This is a genomic window from Streptomyces malachitofuscus (assembly GCF_055571035.1).
In genome coordinates this window covers 145,357-163,233 of record NZ_JBVIGA010000019.1, presented here as the reverse complement: position 1 = coordinate 163,233, position 17,877 = coordinate 145,357, and the positions used below count along the sequence as shown (strand labels likewise).

Below are 17,877 nucleotides of genomic sequence, written 5' to 3'. Positions count from 1 at the left end.
GACGATGCGGGTCCCCCGCTCGAGCGAAGCCGAGAGTGGGGGAGGGAAGGGGCGGCGCGGCGGAAACAGCCACTCCCACCCGTCCCCGGCCTCACCCCTCCCCGGACGGCCGCAACGCCACCCGCGCCGCATGCGCAGCCCGCCGCGCCAGCGACGTCGTGGACCGCCCGTCGAGGTACGGCAGTACCACCGCCTGCCCGCCCCACCCCCGCAACACCTCCGCCTCCGGCAGATCCTGCACGGAGTAGTCCCCGCCCTTCACCCACACATCCGGCCGCAGCCGACCCAGCACCGCCTCCGGCGTGTCCTCCTCGAACACCACCACCGCGTCCACACTCCCCAGCGCCGCCAGCACCCGCTCCCGGTCGGCCGCGGGATTGAGCGGCCGGCCCGGCCCCTTGCGCCGGGTGACGGAGGCGTCGGAGTTGAGACACACGATCAGACAGTCACCGATCCGCCGCGCGCTCTCCAGCAGCCCGACATGACCGGCGTGCACCAGGTCGAAGCAGCCACCCGTGGCGACCACCGTCCCGCCGCTCGCCCGCACACTCTCCGCCAGCTCGAACGCGTCGGCCGCCGGATGACGCGCGGGGCCGGGAACGGCTGCCGTCCGCCACAGATCGGGGTTTCCCGACCCGCCCGCCGCCACGAACGCGGCCGCCTCGGAGACCGCCCGTTGCAGCGCTTCCTCCGGGAGCAGCCCGTCGGCCAGCGCGGCGACGGTCGTCGCGGCGAAGCAGTCACCCGCTCCGCACGGATCCCCGTCGGACCGGTACGGCGCCGGGATCAGCATCGGCGTCCCCCCGCCCGGCCGGGTGAGCAGCACCCCCCGGTCGCCGAGCGTCACGGCGACGCCCGCCGCCCGCCAGCGCTCCGCCAGCTCCGCCCCGCGTGCGGCGAAGGCGCCCAGCGACGAACCCGGCACCCCTGGCGTACCGGCGCACAGGGCGACCGCCTCGGCCGCGTTGGGTGTGACGATGCGCGCCCCCGGCACCGGCGGATCGCCCTTGGGATGGGGGTCCCACACCAGGGGCGTACGGCGGGCCACCTCCTCGAGATGCGGGCGTACCGCCCCGGCGGTGTGCCGTCCGTAGTCGGCGACGAGGACGGCGTGCGCGCCGGCGAGGGCCTCGCGCACCGCGTCGTCCGGCTCGCCGGGCGTCCCGCCGCCCCGGTCGATACGCACCACGGGCCGCCCGCCCGCCAGCACCCTCGTCTTCACCGGCAGCGTGCCGTGCAGCGGCAGCTCCAGCAGCCGTACCCGGCCGTCGAGGTCCCGGCGGACCGCCTCGCTGGCCGGGTCGTCGCCGAGGGCGGTCACCAGGACCACGTCCCGGCCGCCCCGGGCGGCGAGCGCCGCGGCCAGCCCCGCCCCGCCCGGGTGCCGGCGGTCACCGGTGACGTCGACGACCGGCGCGGGGGCGTCCGGGGCCAGCCGGGTGGCGACCCCCTCGATGTCCTCGTCCAGCAGCACGTCCCCCACGACGACGACGGGCTCGGGTCCGGTCATGGCATCCTCCCGGGGGCGGCCGCCGCGGGCGCCAGGGGCGCGGACACGGCGGCGTCGAAGGACTCGCAGAGCAGGTGCACGGCGACCAGATGCGCCTCCTGCACGGTCGCGGTGCTGCCCGCCTCCACGCACAGCGCCTCGTGAGCGGCCTCCACCAGCGGGTTGGGGCCCGGACCGGTGAGCGCCCAGACGCGCAGCCCGGCCTGGCGGGCCGCCACCGCGGCCGCGATCAGATTGGCGCTGCGCCCCGACGTGGAGAGCAGCATCAGGACGTCGCCGGGACGCCCGTGGGCGATCACCTGGCGGGCGTACACGTGGTCGAATCCGTAGTCGTTGCCGATGGCCGTGACGCTGGAGGTCTCGGCGTGCAGGGCGAGCGCCGAATAGGCGCGCCGCTCCTGCCGGTACCGTCCGACCAGCTCGGCCGTCAGATGCTGGGCCTGGGCGGCACTGCCGCCGTTTCCGGCGGCGAGCAGGCGTCCGCCGTCGGTGAGGACGGCGGCGAGCCGGCCACCCCAGCCGGCGATCCGGGGCAGGCCGTGCCGGCGGAGCCCGTCGAGGGCCTCCTGGAGCGACCGGCAGTGCAGATGCGCGGCGTCGAGCGCGGAGTGTTCCGTCATGACTGTGGGGCGCACCGCCTCGGTGAGGACGGCGGCGGGACCCGCACCTCCTTCCCACATCGGACGTCGGCGGTCACCACGGCCGGCCCGTCAGCCGGTCCCGGTGGCGGCGGGCTCCGCGTCGAGGACCTCGCAGTACGCGACCTCGGTGGCCGCGGCGATCCGCGGCCAGCCGTAGCGGCTGAGCACCCGGCGGCGGCCGGCGACCGCGCAGGCCTCCCGGGCCGCCGGGTCGGCGAGCAGCGCGGTCACCGCCCGGGCCAGCGCCTCCGGGTCGCCGGGCGGCACCAGCCGGCCCGTGCCCGGATCCGCCACCGTGTCGAGCTGGCCGCCGACCGCGCTGGCCACCACGGGACGCCCGCAGGCCATGGCCTCCAGGGGGACGATCCCGAACGGCTCGTAGTCGGCGGGGCACAGCACCACGTCGGCGGAGCGCAGCAGCGCCGGCACCCGGGAAGGGTCCACCCCGCCGGTGAAGCGGACCCGGTCGGCGACCCCGACGTCCCGCGCGGCAGCGCGCAGCCGGCGCACCTCCGGGTCGTCGTCGAGGCGGTGCCGAGGGGGCCCGCCGACCACGAGAAGTTCGGTGCCCGGCAGCCGGGCCAGCGCCGCCACCGAGACGGCGGCGCCCTTGCGCGGCACCAGCCGGCCGAGCTGCATCAGCCGGTACCGGAACGGTCCGCGCGGCGCGACCGGCCCCACCGGAGTGAACCGGTCGGTGTCCACACCGCACGGCACCACACCGATCCGGTCGGCCGGCACCCCCATCCGGACCAGCTCGGCGACCTCGTCCCGGCAGGTGGCGACGACACGGTCGCAGCCCAGTCCGACCTCGACCTCGCAGCCGATCCGCTCCGGCGGGCTGGTGTCGGCGCGTCCCTGGTGCCGCCGCTTCACCGTGCCCAGCGCGTGATACGTGTGCAGCAGCGGCAACCCGAGCTCCCGCACCGCCCGCAGCGAGGCGAGACCCGACATCCAGTAGTGCGAGTGCACCACGTCCGGGGTGCGGGCACGCCACACCCGGGCCAGCAGCTGCCCGAACTCCTCCATGTACGGCAGCAGCCGGTCCTTGGCGACCGGTTCCGGCGGACCCGCCGGGACATGGTGGACCTCGACGCCCTCGCGCAGCGTCACCCGGTCGGGCAGACCGGGCGCGTCGCGCCGGGTGTGGACGGTGACGCGGTGACCGCGGTCGGCGAGCGCCCCGGCCAGGGCGGCCACATGGACGTTCTGCCCGCCGGCGTCCACCCCGCCGAGCGTGGCGAGGGGGCTGGCGTGCTCGGAGACCAGCGCGATGGAGAGCACGCCCGGGGCGAGGCCCTCGCCGTCGAGCCGGCCGGTGCGGAGGGGACCGAGGATCGGAGTCATGAGCGCACCTCCGTGATGAGACGTTCCCAGTCGTCCAGGAACCGCTTGAGCCCGTACCGTTCGAGGGCGGCCTGCCGGGCCCGCGCCCCCTCCGCGGCCGCCGCCGCGGGATCCGCCAGATAGCGGCGGGCGGCCCGGACGAGGACGTCGGGCCGGTTGGACACGGTGCCCGCGCCGTCCGGCACCGCCTCCACCGCCTCGGTGGTGGCCAGCGCCAGGACCGGCATGCCCAGGTGCATCGCCTCCAGCAGGGACAGCCCGAGGGAGGTCCAGCGCACCGGGTGCAGATACATCCGGCGGTCGGCCATCGCCGTGTGCAGTTCGCGCTGCGGCAGGTCGGCCGTGCGGCAGCGGTCGGGCGGCAGCCCCAGATGGCCGGCCAGCCCGTCGGTGCCCATGCCGAACACGTCGAGAGGCACGGTCCCGGCGAGGGCGGGCAGCAGGTCCGTGCCGGTGTACCGGCCGCGCCGCAGCGGCTCGTTGACGACGACGGCGGCACGCTCCAGCCGGCCCGTGTAGCGGTGGCCGGGGTCGACGACGCCGTGCTCGATCACCTCGGTGCGGGTGGTGCCGCAGTCCCAGAACAGCCGGTTGAAGTGGGTGACGTGCACGATCGTCAGATCGGCGCGGTCGGCGAACGGGTGCCGGGTGCGGGGCACGTCACCGTCCGGGGCGTTGTGCTCCAGATACACGGCCGGCACGTCCCGTCCCGGGCGGCGGCCGCCGAGCCACCGCTCGGCGAGCTCGAGTTCGTGCGGCCGCTGCAGGACGACCAGGTCGAACGGGGTCTCCCGCAGCTCGGCCGGTGCGGCCTCGCGCACCGACGCGGGCCAGACGAAGGTTTGGGCCCGGCCGAGACCGTCGGGGTCACGGCCGGGGGTGACGGGCACGACATAGGTGTGGGGGCCCTGGACGAACGCCGTCGTCCAGGAACCGTGTACGTGCCACAGCAGGATGTTCATACGGCGGCTCCTCGGTCCGTCCGCTCCCCCCGCTCCGGCGGCGGGCAGGTCATGACGGCAGCCGTTCGTCGACCCAGGGCGGGTGACCGGGCGCGGGGGACGCGGACCGCTGGGGGCGGGCCGGTGCCGTGCGGTCCTGGAAGTGGCCGCGAAGCCAGTGGAAGGCCGCGACCGGCGGGATGACCGCGCTGGTGAGGGCCATGGTGGCGATCTCCTCCGGGGTGCGCGGTCCCGGGAGGATCCGGGCGAGCGCGAACTCGGTGGTCCCCGCCAGCCATCCGCCGACGCAGGCCGCGGCGGCGCGCGGCCGGCCGGTCAGCGCGCAGACCGCGGCCGCCAGCCCCGCCGCGGTCACCGCCAGGTGCCCGGGCAGGCGCCCCCGCGGCGCCTCGGCCCGCCGCCACCAGCCGTGCCCGTGCAGCCGGGTCATCAGCACGTCGTCGGCGTTGCCCGCCTGGAGCAGCACGGAGACCCAGCGTCCGGCGGGCCGCACCGGATGGGTGGTGGTGCGGCGGCCCTCGGCCAGCGTCCAGCCGGCGTCGAGCATCCGCAGCGCCAGGTCGGCGTCCTCCCGGAAGGCCCTGCGGAACCGTTCGTCGAAACCACCGGCGGCCTCCAGGGCCCGGCGGCGGTACACCATGTCGGCGGTGATCCAGCGGGCGCCGGCGAGACCGGCGGTGTTGCGCTCCCAGTCGGTGGGCCGGCGGTCGGCCGGGAGCGGCACGTCGATCCGCGCCGCGATCCCGGCGGTCGCGACACTCGCCCCGGCGAGGTCGAGGGCGAGGTCGTCGGCCCAGGTGGGACCGGGGATCACGTCGTCGTCGAGGAACACGATCCACGGGACGTCCCCGGCGGCCCGCCATCCGGTGTTGCGGGCGGCGGCCGGTCCCCGGGCCCCGCCGGGCACCACGAGGGTGCGCGAGCGCAGCGACGGCGGAACGGCGGCGGTCAGCGGCGCTCCGGCGGAATCCGGGCGGTCGTCGACCACCACGACCCGGGCCGGGCCCGGTCCGTCCGCCTCGGCCAGCGCCCGCAGGCACCGGCCCAGGCAGGGCCGGCCGAGCGTCGGCACCACCACGGCGTACTCCCCGCTCGGGGCGGCGGGCCCGGTCATCGCACGGCCTCGCCCTCGGCGGAGCGGAAGAGTTCGCCGCGCCGGATCGCGTACGGGCCGATGGCCAGCAGATCGACCGGGGAGGAGCCGAAGCACTCCAGGGCGTCGCGCGGGTCGTCGACCATGGGCCGGCCCGCCGTGTTGAGGCTGGTGTTGACCACCACGGGCAGCCCGGTCAGCCGTTCGAACTCGGCCAGCATCCGCGCCACCAAGGGCTCCCGCGTCTCGTCGACGGTCTGGATGCGGGCGGTGCCGTCGACGTGCACCACGGCGGGGATGCGGTCCCGCCAGGCGGGGGCCACGTCGTGCACGAACAGCATGTACGGGCTGGGCAGCGGGCCGTGGAAGATCTCGGCGGCCCGGTCGGCGAGCACCATCGGCGCGACGGGGCGGAACTGCTCGCGCCCCTTGACGTCGTTGAGCCGCTCCAGGTTCCCCGCGTGCCCGGGGTGGGCCAGCAGCGAGCGGTGTCCGAGCGCCCGGGGACCGTACTCGCTGCGGCCCTGGAACCAGGCGACGATGCCGTTGTCGGCCAGCGCCCGGGCCACGGTGGCGGCGATGTCGGCCGGCCGTTCGAAGGGCACGGCGGCCGTCTTCAGCCACGCCCCCAGCTCCGCGTCGGTCCAGTCCCGGCCGAGGTCGGCGCCGGTCATGGGCTCCGGCTCGTCACCGGCCCCGGCGGACAGCAGCAGGGCGCCGCCCAGCGCGGTCCCCGCGTCCCCGGCCGCCGGCTGCACCCACACCCGGGAGAACGGACCCTCGCGGGCGATACGGGAGTTGGCCACGCAGTTCAGGGCGACGCCCCCGGCGAGGGTGAGCACGGAGTCATGGGTGCGGCCGTGCAGCCAGCGCACCAGGTCCAGCAGCGTCTCCTCCAGCACGGCCTGCGCGCTCGCGGCGACATCGGCGTGGTCCCGGGTCCACGGTTCGTCGGCGCCGCGCGGCGCGCACAGCTCGTGCCAGGGCACTTTCGAGGCGTGGAAGCCGCCGTCACCGGTGGGATACACGTACCGGCGCAGTTCGGGCAGCATGCGCGGCGATCCGTGGGAGGCGAGGGCCATCACCTTGAACTCGTCGGAGGAGCGCAGGAAGCCGAGGTGCTCGGTGAGTTCCTCGTAGACCAGGCCGAGCGAGTGCGGGAGTTCCTGCGCGCGCAGGGATTCGAGCCTGCCGCCCACTCTGCGGGCGGCGAGGTGCGAGGCCCGTTCGCCGCGGCCGTCCAGCACGAGGACGGAACAGTCCCCGGCGCCGGGCGCGGCGAAGGCGCCGGAGGCGGCGTGCGCCATGTGGTGCGGTACGAAGCGGACGGCCGCGGGGTCCAGGCCCGGCAGCGCGGTCCGCAGGAAGCCGGGTGCCTCCCGCGCATAGGTGAGCCGCAGGTGGTCCCACGGGTCGTCCAGGCCCATCGCCTCGGCGGGACGGGCGAGCGCGGGGTCGAAGGAGTAGGCGACCGCGTCGAGGTCCTGGGGGCGCAGCCCGGCGCGCTTCAGACACCAGGCTGCCGCCTGCTCGGGCAGCTCCCAGGCGGAGAACGGCAGCGGTCGCTTGCCGTGCTTGCGCCGGGAGAATCTCTCCTCCTCCGCGGCGGCGACGGTCCGCCCGTCGATCACCAGGGCGGCGGCGGGGTCGTGGAAGAGGGCGTTGATTCCGAGGATGCGCATGGCGGGCGGCCTTTCGCGGTTCGGGGACGGCCGGTTCGGCGGCGTGTCCCGGCCTGGAACAGCCGTGCTCAGTGACCGGATTCGGTGCGGAACCAGGCGATCGTGCGGCGCAGCCCCTCCTCGGTGTCCACCCGGGGCTCCCAGCCGAGCTTGTCGCGGGCCAGCGTGATGTCGGGGCAGCGCACGGCCGGGTCGTCCACCGGGCGTTCGACGTAGCGGATCTCGGAGGCGGATCCGGCGAGCCGGACGATCGTCCGGGCAAGGTCCAGCATGGTGATCTCACCGGGATTGCCGATGTTGACGGGTCCGCGCATGCCGTGGGCGGCCGCCGCGAGGACGCCGGTCACTGTGTCGTCGACGTAGCACAGCGAGCGGGTCTGGCGGCCGTCACCGGTCACGGTGAGGGGTTCACCGGCCAGGGCCTGCCGGACGAAGGTGGGCACGGCGCGGCCGTCGTGGCCCCGCATCCGCGGGCCGTAGGTGTTGAACAGCCGCACGATGCAGGTGTCGGTGCCGTGGGCGTCCGCGTGGGCGGTGGTCAGCGCCTCGCCGAAGCGCTTGGCCTCGTCGTAGACGCTGCGCGGGCCGACCGGATTGACGTTGCCCCAGTAGCGCTCGTCCTGCGGGTTCTGCCGGGGGTCCCCGTAGACCTCCGAGGTGGAGGCGAGCACGAAGCGGGCCTCCGAGTCCTGGGCCAGCCGCAGTGCGTTGCGGGTGCCGAGGCTGCCGGCCTCCATGGTGTGCAGCGGCAGCCGCAGGTAGTCCGCGGGGGAGGCGGGGGAGGCGAAGTGCAGCACGAGGTCGGGCCGCCGGTCGACCGGCAGCGCCTCGGCCACGTTCGCCCGTACGAGCGTGAATCCGGGGCGTTCCAGGAGCGGCGTGACGTTCTCCGGGCGGCCGGTGCTGAGGTCGTCCACGCACGTGACGGCGGCGCCCGCGTCCAGCAGGGCCGTGCACAGATGAGAGCCGACGAATCCGGCGCCGCCGGTGACGACGACGTGCTCCCAGCTCCGGGATATGGCGGTGGTCATGTCGCTCAGCTCTCCGTCGTCAGACGTCGGTGTCCGGGCCGACACGGGTGCGCCGGGCACGCGCACCAAGGCCGTCGACCCCCCGATCAGCCTGGGCCGCCGTCCCGGTCACGGCACGGTCGTCTACTGCAATCCGGTGAATCACGGAGCGTGAGCGCGGCGCGGCGGGCGCCGTTCGGGCAGGTCGGAGGGTGGGTGAACGGAGCCGGGCGGCGCGCCCGGAGCCCGTCGCCGCGGGGTCACGAGGGTGGCGTCCGGGCCGAGACGGCCGACGAGGGACGCGTGGTGGAGACCGGCCCCGGGGAGAGCAGGTCGGGGGGCGCAGGAAGGCCGTGGCACGGCGGTCGATCTCGTCGGGGGCGAGAAGACGGCGGAACTCGCCCGCCGCGTCCCCCTCGAGGGCGCTCACCGCGAGGGAGGCCGGCGCCGGGTCGGCGAGCAGACAGGCCGCCCAGCCGGCCACGACCTCGTCGACCCGGGTGCGCCAGGCGTGTTGGCCGGTCTCCTCGTCCGTGTCCGCGTCGGTGACCCGGTCGAGCCGCCCGGAACCGCCCGGGCCGGCCAAGGGGCGACCAGCGCCGCGTCCACCGCCGTGGGGTGACGGAGCCGGGCCGCGACCGTCACGGCCTGCCGCGCCTGCGCCTCGCACAGCGCGGCGGCCGGCGCCCCGCCGGGCGCGGGGAAGGAACGCGTCGGCCACTGCGCGGTCGCCGCGATGACCGGGGAGAGATCTGTCTGCACTGCCGGGCCGTCCGCACACCGTCGGGGTGAGGGGACCGCACGGAACGCCGGCCGCCGGCCCGCACCGTCCGGCGTGACCCGTGCCTCGTTCGGCGCGTGGCCTCGGCCACACCCGTACGGGTGCCCGGCCCGCCCCCGGAGTGTCCCGGGGTGCCGGTCGGGCACCCGGTGACGATGGACGTACTCAGCCGCCCCCTCATCGACCGCACCCTGCCCCTGCTGGCCGAGGGCTACGCCTGGCTGCCCAACCGGATGCGCAGCGCCACCGGCCCCGTGGTCCGTACCCGGATCATGGGCCGGCCCGCGCTCGCCCTGCGCGGGCCGGAAGCGGTGCGCTTCTTCTACGACGAGCGCAACGTGCACCGCCACCGCGCCATCCCCGAGCCCGTGCTGGCGACCCTGTTCGGCCACGAGGCCGTGCACACCCTCGACGGCGCCGCCCACCGCGCCCGCAAGTCGATGTTCCTGCCGCTGCTCGAGCCCGGCCGGGTCGCGGGCCTCGTCGACCACGTCACCGCGGCCTGGGACGAGGCCGTACCGGAATGGGGCCGGCGCGGCTCCGTCGTGCTGTTCGACGAGGCGAGCACGGTGCTCGCCACGGGGGTCCACCGGTGGGCCGGCATACCGCTGGGCGACGACGGGGCGGGGGCGACGGCCCGCGACATGATCGCGATGGTCGACGGCTTCGCCAGCGCCGGGCCGCGTCATCTGCGGGCCCGGCGGGCCCGCGCACGGCAGGAGCAGCGGCTGGGCCGGCTCGTGCGGGACGTGCGCTCCGGCGAGGTCACCGCCGAGGCGGACTCGGTGCTGGACCTGGTGTGCCGGCACCGCGACGTGGACGGCGAGCCGCTGGACGAGAAGACCGCCGCGGTGGAACTGCTCAACGTGGTCCGCCCGACGACAGCCGTCGCCTGGTTCGTGGCCTTCACGGCACATGCCCTCGACCGGTGGCCGGAGCAGCGCGAGCCCCTGGCGGGCGGGGACCCCCGGTACACCGCCGCCTTCGCGCACGAGGTGCGCCGCTTCTACCCGTTCGTGCCCTTCCTCGGCGGCCTGGCCGCACGCGACCTGTTCTGGCGGGGCGAGTGGGTGCCGGCCGGGGGACTGGTGGTGCTCGACGTGTACGGGCAGAACCACGACGAGGCGCTGTGGGGCGATCCGTATGCCTTCCGCCCGCAGCGTTTCCTCGAACGGCCCGTGGAACGCGACGAACTGATCCCGCAGGGCGGTGGCGACCCGGCCGCGGGCCACCGCTGTCCCGGCGAAGGCATCACCGGCGGCGTGCTGGAGGCGCTCGCGGGGCGACTGGCCCGAATGGAGTACACGCTGCCGGAGCAGAATCTGACGATCCCCCTGAACCGGGTCCCGACCCGTCCGCACAGCGGGGTTCTCCTTGCGGGAGTACGTCCGGCCGCCGGTGGGCCGTCCGGTCCCCGTCTGCCGTGACGGCCAGGCCTGTTGAAGAAGTGACAAAAGTAAATACGTGAAAAGTGGCGTGATTTGTCCGATTCGGGTGATTCTGAAAACGAACGTACTCGCTACACCTCAGGGAGATGGTGTTATGCGTTCCGAGAAGTTCACCGAAGAACTCACCGGCATCACGGACGTCGACATCGACGCCGCACTCGACCCTGTCGAGGCCGACGGTGTGTACCGCGACAGCCGTGAGTGCGCCGCCCTGGCCGTCGTCGCCGGCGCAGGTGCGGTTCTGCTGTCGCCGCCGACCCCGCGTCCGAAGAAGGGCTGAACGGATCGACGGGAGCAAGTGACATGGAGCAGTCAGGCACTTCGACCCGCTTGCAGGCCGCGGTGCAGGACCTCGCCTCCGGTGTGGTCTCCGTCCTTCGGGGCGGGGACCACACCCGCGTGGTCCTCGCGGCGGGGACCGCAGGGGAAGCGGGAGATCTCGCGCTCGCCGCCGTACGGGTACTGGGCGCGGACGCGATGCTCCCGGGCCTTCTGCTGGCCGTCCCTCCCGACCCGGCGGAAGTGGCCGCGTTCCGCAAGGCGGTCGAGGCGTACCCGCCCCGCGCGGACGCCGCGCCCACGGTCCGCTGGAGCCACTGGGGCATGGCACGCACGCTGCAGCGGATCGACCCCTCATCCGCCGGGCCGCAGGACGAGCCCGGTGCCGGCTGGCTCGACGAAGCGGGCTGGCAGTCCCTCACCCACCAGCTCGCCGTACTGGCACCGCTCGCCCTGCCGGGCGAGGACTGCGCGGTGAGCCGCGCGGCCGTGCGGCGCCCCGTCGACGTCGCCCGCGGATTCGTCCGGGCGGTGCGCCGCCGGGACTGGCGGCAGGCGGCCGGGGCCGGCCGCTGGCTGACCCTGCTGCCCGGCGTCCCGGACACCCTCGGCCTCGAATCCGGCCTGGACTTCGTGGAGTTGATGGGCGGACAGGACCCACAGGTCGCCCTCCACGTCCAGGCGGCCCGGCTGATGCGGACCGGAGCACGCGCATGACCCAGGACCAGGACATCCGGCCGCTGGCCGAGGACGCCCTCACCTGGGTGACGGCCCACCGCGCCCGCTTCGCACTCGGCGAGGACGCGCTGGCCGCCGACGGCCGGGTCGACGGCACCTGGAAGCCGATCGGCGAACTCGCCCGCGTCTGCGCGACGGTGACCCACCGCACCGCCCCCGCCGATCCGCTGCACGCCCGGGCGGCCGCGCTGCTGGAGTTCGCCTGGCACGAGACGCGCGAGGGCGAGATGTTCTCGCTGCTGCAACGGCTGGAGCCGTTCGCCACCTACCCGCTGGAGGTGTACGCGGCCTTCGCCTCGGCCGGGTACCGCCATTCCGCCTACGAGGAGGCCGCCCCGGTGGTCGCCGGCACCAGGGGCTGGAGGCTCACCGAGCAGGACCCGACCCGGCGCCTCGGCGTCCTGAAGGCCGAGGTGAGCTGCGGCATCCACCGGCCCGAGCGGGCCACGGCCCTGCTGGAGCGCACCTGGCTCGGCGGACTGCCCGAGCCCTGGACCTTCGAGCGCGCCGCCGGATACGCCCTCACCCACGTCGTCTTCCACCTCACCGACTGGGGGCGCGCCGACGACGGACTGCCACCGGACCTCGCCCGCTATCTGGCCGACTGGCTGCCGCCCTGGCTGGACACCTGCCTGGACGCCGGTCTGTGGGACCTGAGCAGCGAGTTGCTGGCCGTGGCCGCGACCTTGCCCTGCTCACTCGACGACGTCGTCCCGCCGGACGCCTGGCAGCGCCTGGCGGCTGCACGGGACTCCTCGGGAGGGATCCGCGAAGAGGGCCGCGACACCGGGGACGGCGAAACGCGCGACCCCGCACGGTACTTCGCCACCCATTACCACTCCACCCTCCTGGCCGCCTTCGCGGCCGTACTCGCCCTCGCCCGCCCGGCCGGCGCATCCGCAGGCACCGGAACGCGGCGCGGCCGGCAAGGAGCCCCGGTATGACCGACACCCGTCTGATCCACACCGTCGGAGCCGACGCGCTGGAGTGGCTCTGGGCCCACCGCGACGGCTTCCGGCTGGAACCCGACGCCGACCCGGAAGCGGGCTTCCTGGAGCGCTTCAAGCCCGTCGGCGAACTCGCCCTGATCTGCAAGGTGCTGTTCCGCGAGGGCGTCGCGGGCTCCCGCCAGGCATGGCTCGCCCGGCAACTCCTCGACCACACCTGGCGCGACACCCTGGACGGAGGCGCCATGCTGGTGCGCGGACAGCGCACCGAACCGCTCTCCCCCGTCCCGTTCGAGGTGTACCTGCCGTTCCGCGAACTCGGCTACGGCCAGCCCGAGCTGGAACGCGCCATCGCACTCAACCACCGCCTCGACAGCTGGCAGGCCTACGAGACACCCCCCACCCGGCGGCTCGCCCTCTCCGCCTTCCAGCGCCGCTTCGGACTCATCCCCCGGCCCCCGGAGCCCGAGGCACTGCGCCCCACCTGGCTGGCCCGCACACCCGAGCCCTGGACCGTCGAGGGCCACATCGCCTACGACATCACGCACTGCGTGTTCCACCTGACCGACTGGGGAGAGAACCCCGCCGGACTGCCCCCGGACATCGCGGACTACCTCACCACCTGGCTGCCCGCCTGGATCGACGACTGGCTGGACCTCGAACGCTGGGACCTGCTCGGCGAACTCCTCGTGGTCGACGCCTGTCTGCCCCGCCCCACCCTGGACGAGCCCGCCTGGCGGGCCTTCGCCGCCGCACAGCGGCCGGACGGTGCCATGCCCGCGATCCGGACGATGCCCGAGGGCGACGAACAGGCCGTGTTCGACATCGTCTACCACTCGACGCTGGTGGCCGCCTTCGCCTCCGTGCTGGCCACGTCGCGCGCCCTCACCGAACTGGCCCGCGCCTCATGACGACGACCTGCCGGACCCCCTGGCCGGGCCTCCCGCCCGACGGCGGTGCCCCCGCCCACCGGGCCGAGCCCCCTGCCGAAGAGCGCCTGTACGAGCGGCTCGGCGACGCCGTCGCCGCGGCCGAGGCTCCCGACGTCGTGTTCGCCGTGTCCCGGCACGGCCGCCGCACCGTACGCGCCGGCGGCACCGCCCCGTCCCCGGCGCACCCGCGCTCCGCGCTCCGCTACGAGATCGGGTCGGCGACCAAGGCGTTCACCGGACTGCTGCTGGCCCGCCTGATGGACAGCGGCCGGCTCTCCGGAGGCGAACCGGCCCGTGCCCTGCTGGACGGCGGCCGGCTCGCGGGACCGGCTCCCGCGACGCTCGTCCACCTGATCACCCACACCTCCGGACTGCCCCGCCTCCCCGCCGACTTCTACGCCCGGGGCCTGCCCGCCTGGCGCACCAACCCCTACGGCCGCTACCCCGACGCACGCGTGGTCGACGCCTTCCTGCGCCACCGCCCGCACCACCGGCCCGGAAGCCGCTGGCGCTACTCCAACTTCGGCGTCGCGCTGCTCGGCCACGCCCTGGGCGCCGCCACCGGCACATCCTGGAGCGACCTGATCACAGAACACCTGCTCGAACACCTCGGTCTCGACGACACCGCCCTGCGGGCCGGCGCCGGCGGACTCGAGGCCACCGGGCACGGCAAGGACGGCACGACGACCGTGCCCCCCTTCGACGCGGGCGGCTTCCGCGCGGCGGGTGCCGTACGGGGCACCCCGCACGATCTGCTCACCTTCCTGGAGGCCCATCTCGAACCCGACCGGTGGCCTGCGCTGTCCGGCGCGCTGCGGGCCGTACGCACCCCCGTGCTTCGCCGCGGACTCGGGCACCGGCATGTGCACACCATGGCCTGGTTCCGTCATCCGACGGACGGCGGAGCCCTCTACTTCCACAGCGGGGCGACCCTTGGGCAGCAGGCCTTCCTCGGCTTCCGGCCCGACACCGGCACCGCCCTGGCCGCGGTCTGCACCCGCCGATTCCGTCCCCGCGACCCGTTCCCGGCCACGGCGTACGCCCTGCTCGCCGAGGAGTAGCGCGCGCCCGCGCGACGCACGGCGCAGGCGGCGGCCACGGGGCCGCCGCCTGCGCCGAGCCGTCACCCGGTCACATCTTCTGCCACAGCGCCGGTGTGCCGGCGGGCGCCCACGCGCCCTGCGCCTGGTGTGTCTGCAGGCACTGGTAGGTCACCCCGTCGCGGGTCACGGTCGTCCCCGCCTCGTAGACCCGGCCCGCCGTCCACGCCTGCGCCCCGTCCTCCGGTGCCGGTGCGGTCTGCGCGTCGGCGGTGGTCAGCGTCAGCCCGAAGTCGCTCAGGATCGGGTTCACCGGCTGGTAGTACGTCGTGCCGCCGCTCGTGCAGTCACCGGAACCGCCGGAGGTCACGCCCTGTGCCTGTGCGCCCGCGACATACGGCCCGCCGGAGTCGCCCGGTTCGGCGCACACCGTCGTCCGGGTCAGCCCGTCGACCGTGCCCTCGGGGTAGCGCACGCTCGCTCCGTGCTGCTCGATCGTCCCGCAGTGCCATCCCGTGGTGGACCCGGACCGGCACACCGACGCCCCGACGAGGGCCTGGACCGAACCGGTGACCTGGACCTCCTGACCGTCCTGCGCCTTCACGTCGGGCGTGGGTGTCCACTGGCCGCCGGTGGCCACCCACGCCATGTCCTTGCCGGGGAACGTGGAGGCCCGGAAGGTGCCCTGCGCGGTGCGGTCGTAGCCGGTGGTCGTCGCCCCCTGGTCGCCGCAGTGCCCGGCGGTGGCGAAGCCGCCCTGGTCGCCCTGGGTGACGGAGAAGCCGACGGAGCACCGTGCGGAGTCGTTGATGTAGAAGGCGTCACCGCCGGTGATGTCCTGCAGCAGACGCGGCCGTACCGTCGTCATCCGGACGCCGACGTCCTGCCCTTCGAGGCCCGCGGCCTCGACGAAGGCGGTGCCGGCCTCCTGGCTCGTCGCCTCCACCATGATCCGGTTCTTCGGCACGTCGATGTACCAGACGGGCGCGTCGAGCGACGTGACGCGCGTGGCCGCCGCGTCCAGCTTCGCCTTGGCGGTCTGCAGCTCGGCCAGCGTCCGCTCGACCACCTTGGCCCGGGCGCCCTGGGCCTCGATCGCCGCCGTGTCCTTGGCGTCGGTGGTCGCGACCATGAGTTCCGCGGAGGTGTCGCCGTGCACCCAGGCGCCGGCGAACCGCTCGCCCAGGGCGATGCGCAGCCGGCCCGCGCGGGTGCCCGCCTCGGCCTCGTTGACCAGCCGTTCGGAGGCCTGCTGCGAGTTCAGGCCCAGGTCGCGCTGGAGGGCGCCGAGCAGATGGGGCGAGGGCCGGTCGGCGCCGAGGGTCTGGGCCGCGGTGGGCGCCGGCCCCGACGCCGGCGTGGGATCGGCCGCCGCGGCGGAGGGAAGTCCGGCGAGGACGAGGGCGCCGAGTGCCGTGAGGGCCGACCGGCGCACGGTCCGGACATGACTGGGGACCATTCGGGACGTCTCCTTCGTTCGGGGCGGCGAAGCTGCCGAGAGGACTTAAGGCCTTTCCCGGCGCACCCGACGTGATGTCAGGACATGCCCTGGTTAGCGCGGAGGAGACACCGGTGGACGCCATGTGCAGTACAGCCGCGTCACGGCGGGCACCCGGACGGGTCAGGCGGGCGTCAGACCGGGGGAGCCGACCTCCGTGACGAACGAGGCGGCCGTGGAGACCGGGGCGCCGGGCGTCGTCACCGCCGGGACGGTCCGGAAGTCGGCGCGGGCGTGTTCCCGGTTCAGCTCGACCCGGACGTAACCGCGCCGGCCGTCGTAGAACCTCAGGTGCGGATTGGCCCGCATGTAGGTGTCCCAGTTGGCCGGGTGCTCGGCCCCGTTCCGGCCGCTGGCCACGGAGGTGCAGGTCAGCTCCGTGCCCAGGGTGCGGGAGTCGGGGTCGTCGAAGTCGTCCTTGATGTCGAAGGCGTACGCCACATGGACGTCACCGGTGAGGACCAGCCAGTTGGCGACGCCGGCCGCCTTCGCGCCCGCCATGAGACGGCCCCGGTTGGCGCGGTAGCCGTCCCAGGCGTCCATCGACATCCTGGCCTCGGCGCCGAGGTCCAACCTGCGCTGGGAGAAGCACACCTGCTGGGGCATCACGTTCCACAGCGCCGTCGAGGCCCCCCACCCGTCGAGCAGCCAACGCTCCTGGGCGTCCCCGGTGAGGGTGCGCGCCGGGTCGTCCGACTCCGGCCCGGGGACGTGCGGGGTGTCGCCGTAGGCCTGGTCGTCGCGGTACTGGCGGGTGTCGAGGATGTCGAACTGGGCGAGCGTGCCCCAGCGCAGCCGGCGGAACAGCTGGGCGTCGGGACCCTCGGGCAACTGGTCGGCGCGCAGCGGCTGGTTCTCCCAGTAGGCGCGGTAGGCGGCGGCCCGGCGGGTCAGGAACTGCGCCGGATCGCTGCCGTTCTCGTCGACGGCGGCCGCGTAGTTGTTCTCGGTCTCGTGGTCGTCCCAGGTGACGACGAACGGGTGCGCGGCGTGCACGGCGCGCAGGTCCGGGTCGCTCTTGTAGAGCGAGTACCGCATCCGGTAGTCCGCCAGGGTCGTCGTCTCCCGGTTGAACACCGCCGGCAGCACCACGTCGGTGTAGTCGCGCGCTCCGCCCGCGGAATCGACGGCGTACTCGTACAGGTAGTCGCCGAGGTGGAACACCACGTCGACGTCCTCCCGGGCCAGATGCCCGTGCGCGGTGTAGTAGCCGTCGTGGTACGCCTGGCAGGCGACCGCGGCCAGCCTCAGGACCGCGGTGTCGTCGTCGGCCGGGGGGGCGGTTCGGGTACGCCCGGACGGGCTGATCCAGGGGCCCGTGCGGAAGCGGTAGTAGTAGTGGCTGCCGGGTTCCAGGCCCGTCACGTCGACGCGCACGCTGTGCGCGTACTCGGGGTGCGCGAGGACGGTGCCGCGCCGCACGACCAGGACGAAGGACTCGTCCAGGGCGACCTCCCAGGAGACCTCCACCTGCTGCTGCCCCAGGCCGCCGTCCGGTTCGAAGGGGGCCGGCGCGAGCCGGGTCCAGATGAGCACCGAGCCGGGCAGCGGGTCCCCGGAGGCGACCCCGAGGGTGAAGGGGTCCTCGGTGATCCGGGCCGCGTCGAGCCGGGGAGCGGCGAAGGCACCGCGCGCGGGCAGGTTCGTGGTGAAGGCGAGGGCGGCGGCCGCGGCGGTGACGGTCAGGAAGCGACGGCGGGCCGGCTGCCGTGCGGCGGCGCGCAGTTCGGCGTCGTGCGGGGTGGAGGCGAGCGCGGACGACGGTCCGTGACGGCCCGACAGCGCCATCTGGGGTCCTCTCCTCAGGCGGATCGATCGACGGGCGCAGGCCGGCGGCGGGCGGACGGGCAGGCGAGCGCTCCGCGTCCCGTGGGCGGTGCCAGCCCCAAGAAGGGGAAGCTGCCTGCTCCACAAAAAAAACGGAAAAAAAAGGGAGGTCATTTTGGGGGTTTCCACAAGAAGACGTAAG

General features: G+C 74.8%; 15 protein-coding genes and 1 pseudogene. 6 read left to right on the top strand and 10 right to left on the bottom strand.

The window, feature by feature from the left end:
* Positions 1-91: 91 nt before the first annotated feature.
* The 8 genes and pseudogenes from rfaE2 to ACZ44S_RS26360 form a co-directional block, all read right to left on the bottom strand.
* On the bottom strand, positions 92-1,510 hold the full coding sequence (rfaE2, locus tag ACZ44S_RS26395) for a D-glycero-beta-D-manno-heptose 1-phosphate adenylyltransferase (RefSeq protein WP_466933142.1): 1,419 nt from the start codon (positions 1,508-1,510) through the stop codon (positions 92-94).
* Complete coding sequence (locus ACZ44S_RS26390) at positions 1,507-2,130, bottom strand: D-sedoheptulose-7-phosphate isomerase (protein ID WP_466933141.1); 624 nt, start codon at positions 2,128-2,130, stop codon at positions 1,507-1,509. Before ACZ44S_RS26390 ends, rfaE2 begins: the two co-directional genes overlap by 4 nt.
* 90 nt (positions 2,131-2,220) lie before the next feature.
* Positions 2,221-3,498, bottom strand: a complete 1,278-nt coding sequence (locus ACZ44S_RS26385; protein ID WP_466933139.1) for a glycosyltransferase — start codon at positions 3,496-3,498, stop codon at positions 2,221-2,223.
* The gene (locus tag ACZ44S_RS26380) at positions 3,495-4,460 is read right to left on the bottom strand and encodes a glycosyltransferase (protein ID WP_466933137.1); all 966 of its coding nucleotides are present in this window, start codon (positions 4,458-4,460) and stop codon (positions 3,495-3,497) included. Before ACZ44S_RS26380 ends, ACZ44S_RS26385 begins: the two co-directional genes overlap by 4 nt.
* Positions 4,461-4,509: 49 nt before the next feature.
* Positions 4,510-5,574, bottom strand: a complete 1,065-nt coding sequence (locus ACZ44S_RS26375) for a glycosyltransferase family 2 protein (RefSeq protein ID WP_466933135.1) — start codon at positions 5,572-5,574, stop codon at positions 4,510-4,512.
* Positions 5,571-7,235 carry a carbamoyltransferase family protein gene (locus tag ACZ44S_RS26370; protein ID WP_466933127.1) on the bottom strand — a complete coding sequence of 555 codons (1,665 nt, stop codon included), beginning with the start codon at positions 7,233-7,235 and terminating at the stop codon, positions 5,571-5,573. Before ACZ44S_RS26370 ends, ACZ44S_RS26375 begins: the two co-directional genes overlap by 4 nt.
* A 68-nt stretch (positions 7,236-7,303) precedes the next feature.
* Positions 7,304-8,266 (bottom strand): NAD-dependent epimerase/dehydratase family protein, encoded by a 963-nt coding sequence (locus tag ACZ44S_RS26365; protein WP_466933125.1) that lies wholly within the window; start codon positions 8,264-8,266, stop codon positions 7,304-7,306.
* Between the two features lie 240 nt (positions 8,267-8,506).
* Positions 8,507-9,007 (bottom strand): annotated as a pseudogene (locus ACZ44S_RS26360) (hypothetical protein); the annotation flags it as partial.
* A 174-nt stretch (positions 9,008-9,181) separates the two neighbouring features.
* Between ACZ44S_RS26360 and ACZ44S_RS26355 the strand changes: the two are divergent.
* The 6 genes from ACZ44S_RS26355 (at position 9,182) to ACZ44S_RS26330 (ending at position 14,431) form a co-directional block, all read left to right on the top strand.
* Positions 9,182-10,453 carry a cytochrome P450 gene (locus tag ACZ44S_RS26355; protein WP_466933123.1) on the top strand — a complete coding sequence of 424 codons (1,272 nt, stop codon included), beginning with the start codon at positions 9,182-9,184 and terminating at the stop codon, positions 10,451-10,453.
* A 115-nt stretch (positions 10,454-10,568) separates the two neighbouring features.
* Positions 10,569-10,754 (top strand): hypothetical protein, encoded by a 186-nt coding sequence (locus ACZ44S_RS26350; protein ID WP_466933121.1) that lies wholly within the window; start codon positions 10,569-10,571, stop codon positions 10,752-10,754.
* Between the two features lie 23 nt (positions 10,755-10,777).
* Positions 10,778-11,470 carry a hypothetical protein gene (locus ACZ44S_RS26345; protein ID WP_466933119.1) on the top strand — a complete coding sequence of 231 codons (693 nt, stop codon included), beginning with the start codon at positions 10,778-10,780 and terminating at the stop codon, positions 11,468-11,470.
* Positions 11,467-12,435, top strand: coding sequence for a DUF6895 family protein (locus ACZ44S_RS26340; RefSeq protein WP_466933117.1), 969 nt, complete (start codon positions 11,467-11,469; stop codon positions 12,433-12,435). Before ACZ44S_RS26345 ends, ACZ44S_RS26340 begins: the two co-directional genes overlap by 4 nt.
* Positions 12,432-13,349, top strand: coding sequence for a DUF6895 family protein (locus ACZ44S_RS26335; RefSeq protein WP_466933116.1), 918 nt, complete (start codon positions 12,432-12,434; stop codon positions 13,347-13,349). Before ACZ44S_RS26340 ends, ACZ44S_RS26335 begins: the two co-directional genes overlap by 4 nt.
* Complete coding sequence (locus tag ACZ44S_RS26330) at positions 13,346-14,431, top strand: serine hydrolase domain-containing protein (RefSeq protein ID WP_466933115.1); 1,086 nt, start codon at positions 13,346-13,348, stop codon at positions 14,429-14,431. Before ACZ44S_RS26335 ends, ACZ44S_RS26330 begins: the two co-directional genes overlap by 4 nt.
* Positions 14,432-14,501: 70 nt before the next feature.
* Here ACZ44S_RS26330 and ACZ44S_RS26325 read toward each other — a convergent pair whose 3' ends face one another.
* Entirely contained in the window at positions 14,502-15,869 is a 1,368-nt protein-coding gene (locus tag ACZ44S_RS26325) for an alpha-lytic protease prodomain-containing protein (RefSeq protein WP_466933113.1), read from the bottom strand.
* A 162-nt stretch (positions 15,870-16,031) separates the two neighbouring features.
* A complete protein-coding gene (locus tag ACZ44S_RS26320) occupies positions 16,032-17,696 on the bottom strand; it encodes an alkaline phosphatase D family protein (RefSeq protein WP_466933111.1) in 1,665 nt (554 codons plus the stop codon).
* Positions 17,697-17,877 lie beyond the last annotated feature (181 nt).